The following is an 11,680-nucleotide window of genomic DNA, read 5'->3' as shown; positions in this document are numbered from 1 at the left end:
GAGGCAGGTCCCGTCATCGACGTGGCCGGCCAGCGAGACCTTCGGCAAGCAGTGCCCGGCGTACACATCCGTGTGCGTCTGTTGTGCGCTGCCGTGCCGAGGTGTCGTACGCGAAGTACCGAATGCTCTCGGCGGGGTGGCCCCGACCGATTGAGGAATCTTGATCAGCATCAGCGTGATGGCGCTCGTCTTCGGCGTCGTCTTCCTTGCCGAGCTCCCGGACAAGACAGCGCTGGCCGGGCTCGTCCTCGGGACGCGCTACCGCGCCTCGTACGTCTTCGTCGGGGTCGCGGCCGCCTTCGTCGTCCATGTCGTGCTCGCCGTCGCGGCGGGCAGCGTGCTGACGCTCCTGCCGCAGCAGCTGCTGCAGGCGCTCACCGGTGTGCTCTTCCTCGGCGGCGCGGCGATGCTGCTCCTGAAGGGCGGCGAGGACGAGGAGAAGGTCCGCGAGCCCAAGGACCAGAGCTTCTGGAAGGTCTCCGGCGCGGGCTTCATGCTCATCCTGGTCGCCGAGTTCGGTGATCTGACGCAGATCATGACCGCGAACCTGGCCGCACGCTACGACGACCCGCTCTCTGTGGGGCTGGGTGCGGTGCTGGCGTTGTGGGCGGTCGCCGGGCTCGGCATCGTCGGCGGAAAGGCGCTGATGAAGCGGGTGCCGCTGGCGCTCATCACCAAGATCGCGGCGCTGCTGATGCTGGGGCTCGGGCTGTGGAGCCTGTATGAGGCGATTGCCTGAGGGGTTCCTCCGGGGGTGCTGTCGGGGGTCCTGTCCGGGGTGTCGGGGGTCCCGTACGGGGTGTGACCTGGGCTGCTGGCGATCGGCGCCCCCGTTTTGTATCGTGTGGGAACAAAGTGGCTCCGCCCGTATTCCCTGACCGGCGGGCGGAGCCGCCTTGATTCTTCCTCTGCGGAATCTCTCTCTGCGCTCTGGAGTACGTCGATGACGGCTGCGAATGCCACGGTTCTGACCGCCCGAGCCCTTCTCCTGGACATGGACGGGACCCTCGTCAATTCCGACGCGGTGGTCGAGCGCTGCTGGCGGCGCTGGGCCGAGCGGCACGGGCTCGACTTCGAGCACGTCATCAAGGTCGTCCACGGGCGGCAGGGGTACGCCTCCATGGCGGTGCTGCTGCCGGAGCGGTCCATGGAGGAGAACTACGCGGAGAACCGCGTGATGCTGGCCGAGGAGACGGCGGACATGGAGGGTGTCGTTCCCGTGCCGGGGGCCGCTGCCTTCCTGGCGTCGCTGGATGGGCTGCCGCACGCCCTCGTGACGTCCGCCGACGTCCCGCTTTCCACCGGGCGGATGGAGGCGGCCGGGCTGCCGCTTCCCGCAGTGCGGGTGACCGCGGAGAACGTGGGCGCGAGCAAGCCGGATCCCGAGGGGTTCCTCAAGGGGGCCGCCGAGCTGGGCTTCGACCCCGCGGACTGCGTCGTCTTCGAGGACTCGGGGGCAGGGATCGCGGCGGGGCGCGCCGCGGGTATGCGGGTCGTGGGGGTCGGCCCACGGGCCGGGGAGTTCGCACCGACGGTGCAGGTCGACGATCTGACGCGGGTACGGGTGACTGCGGTGCCCGGCGGGGGGATTGAGCTCAGCTTCGGCTGAGGGCGCCGCGGAACGCCTGGGGCGGCACCCACCCGCCCGCAACGAGAGCGGGAGATTGCGGGGCAATCGGGTGGGTGGGCGGGAAGGCCTGTTCGCGCAGGCGAGGCTGCGGGGTGATCGGGCGGGTGGGCGGGAAAAGCCGACCGCCGGGGGCCAAGGCGCCAGGCAGAGGCTAAGGCGTGGTCTCGGCCTCCAGTGCAGCCCTGGTGGCCGCGCCGTACACGCCCTCGCCGTCCGCGTCGGCGGTATCCCGGGCCACCTGGAACCGGGTCAGGGCCGACGCCACCGGCGCGTTGAAATTGCCGTGGGCCTCACCCTCGTACAGAGAAAGCTGCTGAAGCCGTTCCTGGAGGTCCACGACCTCGGCACCCCGGTCGCCGCGCCGCAGCACCTGGCCCGAGGCCGGCGCTTCCGGCTCCAAGGAGCCCGTGGCCCGCGCCGTGGACCGCGTCGCGGACGGTGCGGGCGTCGAGGCAGACGCCGAAGACGTACGCGATGGCGAAGGAGCTGCGCTGCGGGACGCCGAGGCCGACGCGGACCCCGAAGGCGTCGCGGAGCCGGACGGCACGTCCACCGCGCTCGTCGGCGCGTCCGGCAGCGCCCGATCCCGCCGAGGCTCGTCGTCGGAGGAGAACACCCCCGCGGCCAGGACGGCGACGGTCACCACGGCCACCGCCGCGCCCACCCCGGCGTACCAGGCCGTACGGCCCCGACGCGGCTCCGGTTCATCGTCAGCACCGTACGAAACCTCCGGCGGCGGCAGATCGCCGTCCGGCGCCCGGGAGGCGAACAGACCCACATCCGCCGACCGAGGCGCGTCCCCGACCGGCGGCGCCACCACGGGCACGGGTTCCGCGGCACCCTCTGCCGCCCCCTCCGCGGGCTCCGGCAGCGTCACATAGGGACGGATCCGCAACGGATCGAAGTCCTCCGCGGCCGCCGCCTCCGCGGACCTGGCCTCGCGTGCCGCATCGCCCGCCCGCTCCGCACAGCCGCAGGCGGGAGCACTACCCGCCTCGCGCGCCGTGCCGCACTGCGGGCATGTCTGTCTCCGGCCGCCACGGCCGTCTTCTGCGCTGTTCACTCTTCGTACCCCACCCCTAGAGAACTCCAGAGATTATGCAGACCCGCGCTTCAACAGGCCATAACGGGTCACACGCACCAGGATGGAGAAGGAGGCCCCGCAAGGAGAGCCCCGCGGAGAGCCCCTAGGTCAAGGACCCTCAGGAGGTGTCCATGACGCAGGACGTCAGCGCCCGCCCCGCGGGGCCGGAGCCCGACCCCGTCCCCGGACCGCCGGACGAGCACGCGCACGGCGGCGTACTGGTCTCCATCGGTGCGCTCCTCCTCGGCATGCTGCTCGCCGCCCTCGACCAGACCATCGTCTCCACCGCCCTGCCGACCATCGTCAGCGACCTCGGCGGCATGGAGCACCTCTCCTGGGTCGTCACCGCCTACCTCCTCGCCGCAACGGCAGCGACCCCGCTCTGGGGCAAGCTCGGCGACCAGTACGGCCGCAAGAAGCTGTTCATGCTGGCCATCGTGATCTTCCTGATCAGCTCGGCGCTCTGCGGCATGGCGCAGAACATGCCGCAGCTCATCGGCTTCCGCGCGCTGCAGGGCATCGGCGGCGGCGGGCTGATGGTCCTGTCCATGGCCATCGTCGGCGATATCGTCCCGCCGCGTGAACGCGGCAAGTACCAGGGCCTGTTCGGTGCCGTCTTCGGCGCGACGAGCGTACTCGGCCCGCTGCTCGGCGGCCTGTTCACCGAACACCTCAGCTGGCGCTGGGTCTTCTACATCAACCTGCCCATCGGCGTCGTCGCGCTCGTCGTGATCGCCGCCACCCTGCACATCCCGGTCCGCTCGCAGAAGCACACCATCGACTACCTGGGCACCTTCCTCATCGCCTCCGTCGCCACCTGCCTCGTCCTCGTCGCCTCGCTCGGCGGCACCACCTGGGACTGGGGCTCGCCGCAGATCATCGGGCTCGCGGTGCTCGGCGTCGTACTCGCCGTGGCCTTCGTGTCCATCGAGCGCAAGGCCGCGGAGCCGGTCATTCCGATGAAGCTGTTCCGGGTCAGGACCTTCACCCTGTCCGCGATCATCAGCTTCGTCGTCGGCTTCGCGATGTTCGGCGCGATGACCTACCTGCCGACGTTCCTGCAGGTCGTCCAAGGTGTGTCTCCGACCATGTCGGGTGTGCACATGCTGCCGATGGTGGTCGGCATGCTGATCTCGTCGACTGCGTCCGGCCAGATCGTCAGCCGCACGGGCCGCTGGAAGGTCTTCCCGGTCGCGGGCACGGGCGTCACGGCCCTCGGCCTGCTCCTCCTGCACCAGCTGAACGAGAACAGCAGCACGGGCGAGATGAGCGCCTACTTCTTCGTCTTCGGCTTCGGCCTGGGCCTGGTCATGCAGGTCCTTGTGCTCATCGTGCAGAACGCCGTCCCGTACGGGGACCTGGGCGTCGCCACGTCCGGCGCGACGTTCTTCCGCTCCATCGGCGCCTCGTTCGGCGTCGCCATCTTCGGCACGATCTTCGCCAACCGGCTCGGCGCCTTGCTCTCCGACGCCGTCGCGGGCCAGGAACTGCCGCCCGGCGTCAGCGCGGACTCCCTCACGGCCGACCCGCGGGGCATCGCAGAACTCCCGGCGTCCCTGCGCCCCGAGGTGCTGCACGCCTACTCCTCCTCCATCACGGACGTCTTCCTGTACGCCGCGCCGGTCGCCCTGGTCGCCTTCGTCCTCGCCTGGTTCCTGCACGAGGACAAGCTGCGCGGCTCGGTCACCGCGCCCGACACGACACAGACCCTGGCCAGCAATCCCGTCGAGCGTTCGTCGTACGACGAGGTGGCGCGGGCCCTCTCGGTCCTCGGCACGCGCGAGGGCCGCCGCAAGATCTACGAGACCATCACCGAGCGCGCCGGCTACGACCTGCTGCCCGCCGCCAGCTGGCTCCTGCTGCGGATCAGCCGCCACGGCCATGTGGAACCCGCGGCGCTCGCCGAACGCAGCACCGTGCCGCTGACCGTGATCACCGCGGCGTCCCGCCAGGTCGAGGAGCGCCGTCTCGCCCTCCGCGAGGGCATGGGCCTGACCCTGACCGACACGGGCCGGGAGGCGGTCGCCAAACTCTCCAAGGCCCGCGAGGAGTCCCTGGCCGAACTCCTGGGCGACTGGTGGGGCCCCGACCGGCCCACCGATCTCGTCCAACTCGTCGAAGAACTCGGCGCCGAGATGTGCGGCTCGGACACCGAACGGCCGCACGACGGCAGGCCGCTGCAGCGCGGGGTGTGGGCCGACTGAGCGGTGGGCCCGCACCCCGCTCCGGCCTCAACCGGCCACCGGGGCAAGCTCCTTGGCGTACCAGACCTCGGCGTACATTCCGTCGTTGTACGGCTCGGTCTCCGCATACCCGTGCCGCGTGTACAGCGCCCGTGCCTCGACCAGATCGAGCCGGGTGTCGAGGACGATCCGCCGCGCCCCGAGCGCACGGGCGGCATCCTCGGCGGCACCGAGCAACACTCCCGCCCCACCCTTCCCGCGCAGCCCCTCACGTACGAAAACCCTCTTGAGCTCGGCGATCCCGCTCCCCGCGTCGACCATCCGCACCCCGGCCGTGCCCGCGGGCTCACCCCCGCACCGAGCGACGAGCAGCACCCCGTGCGGCGCCCGCAGATCGTCCCCCGTCTCCGCCGCGACCTCCCGCTCCAACTCTTCAGGATCGGTCGTACGCCCCTCATGGAGCAGGTAGTAGCGGTCGCTGACCTCGGTGTAGTACGCGCGCCAGAGCGCGGCGGCGGCAGGGGAGCCGACGGCTTCGGGGCCGACGGTCCAGGAGACGGCGCCGCCGGCGCTGAGCTGCTCGGTGGGGGCGTGGGTGTGGGTCATGGGGCAATTCTCGGGACACGACTGCCGTGCCCCGCAAGCGAATTTGGCCTCACCCGCCCGAGCGGGGCTGCCTAGTCCTTGCGGCCCGTCGCCGCGATGCTGACGCCGAGCCCGATCATGGTGAGCCCGCCGATCCCGCCGACCGTCGAGAGCCGCTTCGGCGAGTGGGCGAACCAGCCCCGCGCGGTGGCCGCGACCAGGCCCCACACGCTGTCGCAGGCCACGGCGATGGCATTGAAGACGAGGCCGAGGAGCAGCGTCTGGGCCATGACGTGGCCCTGCTCCCGGTCGACGAACTGCGGCAGCACGGCCGCGAAGAAGACGATGGTCTTGGGGTTGGCCACGCCGACCGCGAACCCTTCCCACAACGTACGCAGGCCGCTGTGCGCAGGCGCGTCGCCGGTGAACGCAGCGTGCAGCGACGCGCGTTGGCGCACCGCCTTGACTCCCAGATGGATCAGGTAGGCGGCGCCGAGCAGCTTGAGCGCCGTGAAGACGACGACGGAGCGCTCCACCACGGACCCGATGCCGAGCGCCACGGCCACGACGAGTACGTACGCGCCGATCGTGTTCCCCACCACCGTGGTCAGCGCGGCCCGGCGCCCCTGCGCCAGCGCCCGCCCGATCACGAACAGGACGCTGGGGCCGGGAATCACGATCAACAGGAACGACATGGCCGCGAAGGCGAGTATCCGGTCGGAGGACACTATGCGGCCCATCGCACCACGGAGGCGGCGCGCGCCGGTATCGCTTTTCCGGCTTCCGCCGAATCCGTGGGCCGACCAGTGGGTCGGCTCCTGCGCTAGCTCTTGGGCGCCGCCTGCTGCACGACCTCGAAGGACCACACCGCGGCGCTGCTCGACGCGGGCTTGGGGCGCTCGGCGCCACCTGTGGCGCCGCCCTGGTGGGCCGACTTCATCGGGCCTTCCATCCACGCCTTGAAGGACTCCTCGTCACGCCACCGCGTGTAGACCAGGTAGTCGTCGGTGCCCTCGATGGGGCGCAGAAGCTCGAACCACTCGAAGCCGTCGGAGTTCTCCACGGCGCCGGCGCGGGAGGCGAAGCGCTTCTCAAGGGTTTCCCGCTGTTCGGCGGGAACGGTCAGCACGTTGATCTTGACTACGCTCATGGGGCCATCCTGCCGTAAGGGTGGGCGGCGTCGACGAGGGACCCAGGGGACACACCGGCCCAGGACAGAGGGCTCGCACAATGATGTACCTCCCAGGTCGGGCCCCCTGGGAGGTACATACCGTCCGTATACCGCGGGCCTACTCCGTTGACGACGTCGACTTGTCGGACGGAGCGGGCCGGTCAGTGAAGATGGCAAGGTGCCATGAACCGTCCTCCCTCACGACGCTGAAGGAGTCGTGCATGCTCTTGCCGGACTTCTCTTCCGCCGCCAGTTTCGCCGAACCTGCGTCGGGCCCCATATCGAGGTCGATCTGAACTCCGGTGATCGACAGCCCTCTTCCGCCCTTGTCGGCAAGGATCTTCCGTGCCTCGCGCCGTGCGCGGGAATCGTCGGGGACGCCGCCCACTTCGATCAGTTGGTCCGCGTCACGGGCGTTCAACGCCTTGACGTAGGACTCAACGGCGTTACGGGCCTCTTCTTTAGAGTCCACGGCATTATCGGAGTCTCCTCCAGAACTACACGCAGACAGAAGTGTCGCGGCCAGTGCGACGGATACGAGATACCGCCTGTCCATACTGCCTCCCCGAGACGTCACACGATGTCCCCATGATGGCCTCGTCATGTGCGGTGTGCGTACCACCACGCACGCCTGTGGTCAGCGACAAGCTTCTTCAGGCTCTTGTTGTGCGTGTTGGTGGTGTGGTAGGTGAGGTAAGGGGTGCCGTTGTACTTCTTGGTGACAATCATCGTGTGGTTGATGTTGCCGTTACGGTCCCAGTCAGCCTGGAGCACATCAGCGTTCGCGAGTTGGTAGACGTTGTCGAGTATCCTGGTCCGCTTCGAGTGCTTCTTCGCGAACCAGTACCAGTTCTCTGCCCCGGCCCAGGTGAAGCTCGTTCTATCTATGAAGATGGTGTAGAACCACTTCTGGTTGAGCTTTCGCAATCTCGCTTCGGTCGGGCCGACGATTCCTCAGCCGCCAGCTTTCATGGCCTGAGAAATGAAGTTCGTGCAGTCGTTTCCGTACGTGCGGTAGTCGTCCTTGTTGGGCCTCTTCCAGTACTTGTTGGCGTAGGAGACCATCTTCCCGTAGTTGTACGAGGCCGACGGCTTCACATTGTTCGGGCCGTCATCAGGAAGTTCACTGGTGGCAGATGCCTCGTCCTTACTTCCTTCGTCCTCGTCCGGGATGCCGCCACCGTCATCTGTGGCATCCGGTTCGGTCAACTGGGTGCTGGGCGCAGGCCCTGCCCCCGTGTCAGCCTTGTCGGAGGCAAGCAACCAGGCCCCGTCGGTCCCCTGCGTGAATTTCACTGTGTGTGACAGCGAGAACTCTTCGTACTCTGGTGCACCCTCTGCGATCTCCGTAGCCGTGAACGGCATGTAGAGGCGGGTGTCTTCAGTGAGCTGGAGGGTCGCGGTGTTCCCTTCCAACGATGCTTCGTCGGCAGTGACATCCACCGTGGCCTTTGTGTAACCCCCGTCCACCTGCTCGTATCGCTTGCCCTTGGCTGCGAGCTCAGCGAATTCGTCCGCGGTGCGCTCAGCCATGGACGGGGTGGCGGCAACGCGCAGCGCCCTTGCCGTGGGAGGGTTCACCGTCACCATGTCTGCGCGTGCCTGGAGGTAGTTATCTGCGAGGCGCGAAAGCCCTTCAACCTCGTTCGCAGTTAGTTCAGCTGATGGTGCGTCACCCTGGGCCGAGGCCGGGGTCGTCCCTAAGAGTCCGCCAAGGGCCGCAAGAGCGACTGCGGCAGCCAACCGTCTCGTACCTGCAGAAGGCATAGAAGTCCCCGTTGTTGTGAACACGACTGGTCGACCTTGGTTGTATCTGTCATCAAGTGCTTCGCGCCTGCACTGGTCGCTGACCGGCCGGTTCTAACCAGGGAATGGCTCATTCCTCGGGGGCTGCGGAAGAGCCTCAGCTCCCGTCGGGGAGGTGCGTCAGTAGACCGGTCGATACGCATACGTCAGTCTGCCGACCCAGCGGCGAATGGTTGTGCAGGGGGACTTCGAGAATCGCGTTGGGTCCCGCGCGTAGGGCATTTCGTTTGGGCCGTGAGGGTGTGCCAGTAACCAGATGATCCAAACGAGGCGATCTAGTACTGCTCCGTGGAAGTCCGTGGAGGGGTGTTCAGGCCGCTTTGAGCGGGGTGTCCTCGTAGGTCCAACAGTAGGGTCTGGCTGTTTCGTTGTGCTTGATCACGTAGGTCTCCAGCTTGTCGATCAGGTCGTCGCGGCTGTGGAAATCGCCGTGTCGCAGGACTCGGCGGGTCAGGGCGGAGAAGAACAGCTCGACCTGGTTGAGCCAGGAGGCGTGTGGGGGTGTCCATTCGAGCACCTCGGCGCCGCCCCGGAGCTCGCCCGCGTGGAGCGGCTGTCCGGCGGGTCGTTCGGACCGCCTGGCGGGCTAACCTCGCGCGAGGCGCAGGTGCTGCGGCTCGTCGCCGGGGGCGCCAGCAACCGGGAGATCGCTGCCACGCTCGTGATCAGCGAGAAGACCGTGGCCCGCCATCTGAGCAATATGTTCACCAAGCTGGGTGTCTCCAACCGGTCCGCGGCCACCGCGTACGCCTACGAGCACGGCCTCGCACCCTAGTACTGCTCTGACGCCTGGATGCTCCAGCGGAACGAGAACGCCCGCCCCTTCCGCTGGACCTACGACGGACCCCGTTCAAGGGAGCAACCTGACCCCTCCACGAACTTCCGCGGAGCAGCACTAGGGCGTTTCGTTTGGATCATCGGGCGGACCAGAGGAAGATGCCCGCGATGTGGAGTCCGGCCAGGTAGATGGTCGCGGTCTTCTCGTAGCGGGTGGCGATGCCGCGCTACGAAACCGCCTAGCTCGTCGGGAGGCTCGCCGTAGCCAGGATGCTTCCGTCCGGGGCCATCAGGCGGGCGCCGGTCAGTGTCGTCAGGTCGGTCGCGGCCGGCCCGCCCCAGTATCCGTAACCGCCCTTGAGCGGGAAGGAACCCACCGGGACCGTCGATCCGTCGGCGTATACGAGCAGACAGCGCACCGGGCCCCGGTCGTTCCCGTCCAGGTCGACGGTCATGTACACCCAGCCCCCGTCACCGGCATGAGCGTAGACGCGGCCCACCTCGTGGCCGTCGGAGACCAAGGCCGCCTCCCGTAGGCCGCCTTCCGTCTGCTGTGAGACCGACGGCGGCGCGGCCTCGACCACCGTGCCGATCGCCCATCCGCCGAAACCGCAGGCCAGGGCCGCGGCCGCGGCGGCCGCCGCCAGCCGTAGCCGGTGTCTACGCCGCTTCGGCGCAGGCGCCGCGCCCAGGGCCCGTACGACCCGGCTCTCAAAACCGACCGGCGGCTCGGCGTCCGGCAGCAGCGCGAGCAGACTGTCGCCGACCACCGTCAGCCGTTCGACGTGCTCCCGGCAGTCCGGGCAGCGGTCCAGATGGGCGACTGCCTCGGCGCGCTCGCGGGCCGGCAGGACCCCGAGCGCCAGCTCGGCGTCCAGCTCCCGCAGCCGCTCGCACTCCATGCCGCTCACCGCTTCTCCGCCGCTTCGAGGAGGGCTCGTACCTTGAGCGTCCCGGTCCGGATCCGGGTCTTCGCCGTGCCCAGCGGAACATTCTCCGCGTCCGCGACCTCCCGCGCCGTCATCCCGTAGATCCCGGCCATCACCAGGGCCCGCGCCTGCTCCCGGGGCAGCTCCGCCACCGCCCGCCGGACCCGCTCCGCGCTGTCGTCGGCGAGCGCCCGCCGCTCGGGCGTCTCGGTCACGCTGCCGAGCAGCGCGTCCAGGTCCTGCGGGGCGACCGGGCTGGCCCGCCGGGCCCGTACCGCGTCGATCGCGAGGTTGTGCGCGATCGCCGTCAGCCAGGACTGTACGGAGCCGCGCCGGGGGTCGTACACCTGTGCGTGCCGCCAGGCCCGCTCGAAGGTCTGCTGGGCAACGTCCTCGGCGAGTTGGGGGTCGCAGAGGACAGCGAGGGCCACGCCGAAGACCGTGCGCTGGAAACGGCGCACGAACGCGACGGCGAGCTCCGGATCGCCCGTCGTCAGACCGGTGAGCAGTGCCTCGTCGGGGACCCGCCCGAGGGAGAGGCCCATGCGCCACATACCAGGGATACGTTCCGCCGCCCGTAACGGATTGCCTTACGTCCATTCTCCGCCCGCGCGATCCCACGGGCCGCAATCCTTCGGCCCGCCGGCGTCGTACCCCTTGCGGGGGGACGATCCGGAGGACCGACTCATGACCACCCCGCACATCCGCCACCGCGTGCTCCTCGGCGTGGCCGCCGGCGGCCTGACCGCCCTGCTCGCCGCCTGTGGAGGCGGCGGCGACGGCAGCGGTAACAACGACGGCACCAGCAAGAGCGACGGCACCGGTACCAAGGTCACGGCGGAGCTGTCCGACTTCCACATCAAGCTCTCGACGGAGAAGTTCAAGGCCGGCGAGTACACCTTCACCGCGAAGAACACGGGCTCGCACGAACACGCCCTGGAGATCGAGGGCCCCGGAGGCGAGAACCGCAGCAAGACCATCGAGCCGGGTCAGTCCACGACCCTCACGGTGACGCTGAAGTCCGGCTCGTACGAGGTCTACTGCCCGGTCGACGGACACAAGGACCTCGGCATGGAGACGGACATCACCGTCGGCGGAGCCCCGGCACCGTCCGACAACAACAACTCTCCGGGCAATGGCTACTAACGGAGCGGCCGCGAGGCTCGTCCTGCGCCTGGCCGGCGCCGGGCTGACGGCGGCGATGGCCGCGATCCATCTGCGCCTGTGGGCCGAGGGCTACCGGGACCTCGCCACCATCGGGCCGCTCTTCCTGCTCAACGGCGTCGTCGGCATCCTGCTCGCCCTGGCACTGATGGTCACGCCCGCGCGCGGGCTCGGCCCGGTCGCCGCCATCACCGCCTGTTCACGGCCGGCACGCTGGGCGCACTGCTCCTGAGCCTCACCGCGGGCCTGTTCGGATTCAACGAGTACATCGACGCGGAGCTGGTCCGCCCGACCCTGTACGTCGAGACGGCCGGAGTGGTCGTCCTGACCACCCTGACGGTGACATCCTTC

The 11,680-nt window shown here is 68.9% G+C and carries 13 protein-coding genes and 2 pseudogenes; 6 read left to right on the top strand and 9 right to left on the bottom strand.

What is annotated here, in order from left to right; translation table 11 throughout:
* Positions 1-160 precede the first annotated feature (160 nt).
* A complete protein-coding gene (locus AB0O76_RS03300; RefSeq protein WP_365484784.1) occupies positions 161-739 on the top strand; it encodes a TMEM165/GDT1 family protein in 579 nt (192 codons plus the stop codon).
* A 204-nt stretch (positions 740-943) separates the two neighbouring features.
* Entirely contained in the window at positions 944-1,609 is a 666-nt protein-coding gene (locus tag AB0O76_RS03295; RefSeq protein ID WP_365484781.1) for an HAD-IA family hydrolase, read from the top strand.
* A gap of 172 nt (positions 1,610-1,781) precedes the next feature.
* On the opposite strand, the gene AB0O76_RS03290 is transcribed toward AB0O76_RS03295, so the two are convergent.
* Positions 1,782-2,693: a peptidoglycan-binding domain-containing protein gene (locus tag AB0O76_RS03290; RefSeq protein ID WP_365484778.1), complete on the bottom strand. Its 912-nt coding sequence runs from the start codon at positions 2,691-2,693 to the stop codon at positions 1,782-1,784.
* Positions 2,694-2,845: 152 nt separating this feature from the next.
* Here AB0O76_RS03290 and AB0O76_RS03285 point away from each other — a divergent pair, with 152 nt between their 5' ends.
* Positions 2,846-4,918, top strand: coding sequence for an MFS transporter (locus tag AB0O76_RS03285; RefSeq protein WP_365484776.1), 2,073 nt, complete (start codon positions 2,846-2,848; stop codon positions 4,916-4,918).
* Between the two features lie 27 nt (positions 4,919-4,945).
* Here the strand turns inward: AB0O76_RS03285 and AB0O76_RS03280 are convergent, their stop codons facing one another.
* The 6 genes and pseudogenes from AB0O76_RS03280 to AB0O76_RS03255 all read right to left on the bottom strand — a co-directional run bounded on the left by AB0O76_RS03280 (position 4,946) and on the right by AB0O76_RS03255 (position 8,976).
* Positions 4,946-5,503, bottom strand: coding sequence for a GNAT family N-acetyltransferase (locus AB0O76_RS03280; RefSeq protein ID WP_365484773.1), 558 nt, complete (start codon positions 5,501-5,503; stop codon positions 4,946-4,948).
* A 71-nt stretch (positions 5,504-5,574) separates the two neighbouring features.
* Entirely contained in the window at positions 5,575-6,222 is a 648-nt protein-coding gene (locus AB0O76_RS03275; protein WP_365484770.1) for a LysE family translocator, read from the bottom strand.
* A gap of 83 nt (positions 6,223-6,305) precedes the next feature.
* Entirely contained in the window at positions 6,306-6,632 is a 327-nt protein-coding gene (locus AB0O76_RS03270) for an antibiotic biosynthesis monooxygenase (RefSeq protein ID WP_365484767.1), read from the bottom strand.
* A gap of 139 nt (positions 6,633-6,771) precedes the next feature.
* Positions 6,772-7,209: a hypothetical protein gene (locus tag AB0O76_RS03265; RefSeq protein ID WP_365484764.1), complete on the bottom strand. Its 438-nt coding sequence runs from the start codon at positions 7,207-7,209 to the stop codon at positions 6,772-6,774.
* A gap of 44 nt (positions 7,210-7,253) precedes the next feature.
* Positions 7,254-8,018 (bottom strand): annotated as a pseudogene (locus tag AB0O76_RS03260) (amidase domain-containing protein).
* A 751-nt stretch (positions 8,019-8,769) separates the two neighbouring features.
* Positions 8,770-8,976, bottom strand: coding sequence for a hypothetical protein (locus AB0O76_RS03255; RefSeq protein WP_365484761.1), 207 nt, complete (start codon positions 8,974-8,976; stop codon positions 8,770-8,772).
* A gap of 60 nt (positions 8,977-9,036) precedes the next feature.
* Between AB0O76_RS03255 and AB0O76_RS03250 the strand changes: the two are divergent.
* Positions 9,037-9,234, top strand: a pseudogene (locus AB0O76_RS03250) (LuxR C-terminal-related transcriptional regulator); the annotation flags it as partial.
* A gap of 241 nt (positions 9,235-9,475) precedes the next feature.
* Here the strand turns inward: AB0O76_RS03250 and AB0O76_RS03245 are convergent.
* Together AB0O76_RS03245 and AB0O76_RS03240 are read right to left on the bottom strand one after the other, a co-directional pair.
* Positions 9,476-10,138, bottom strand: coding sequence for a hypothetical protein (locus AB0O76_RS03245; protein ID WP_365485524.1), 663 nt, complete (start codon positions 10,136-10,138; stop codon positions 9,476-9,478).
* 5 nt (positions 10,139-10,143) lie between these two features.
* Entirely contained in the window at positions 10,144-10,719 is a 576-nt protein-coding gene (locus tag AB0O76_RS03240; RefSeq protein ID WP_365484758.1) for a sigma-70 family RNA polymerase sigma factor, read from the bottom strand.
* Positions 10,720-10,852: 133 nt separating this feature from the next.
* Here AB0O76_RS03240 and AB0O76_RS03235 point away from each other — a divergent pair, with 133 nt between their 5' ends.
* Entirely contained in the window at positions 10,853-11,311 is a 459-nt protein-coding gene (locus AB0O76_RS03235) for a cupredoxin domain-containing protein (RefSeq protein ID WP_365484755.1), read from the top strand.
* Positions 11,301-11,561, top strand: coding sequence for a hypothetical protein (locus AB0O76_RS03230; RefSeq protein ID WP_365484752.1), 261 nt, complete (start codon positions 11,301-11,303; stop codon positions 11,559-11,561). The genes AB0O76_RS03235 and AB0O76_RS03230 overlap by 11 nt, the downstream gene beginning before the upstream one ends.
* Positions 11,562-11,680: the final 119 nt, after the last annotated feature.

This window comes from Streptomyces sp. NPDC086554 (assembly GCF_040686095.1).
Taxonomy (GTDB): Bacteria; Actinomycetota; Actinomycetes; order Streptomycetales; family Streptomycetaceae; genus Streptomyces.
This window is presented reverse-complemented; position numbering and strand designations above follow the sequence as displayed.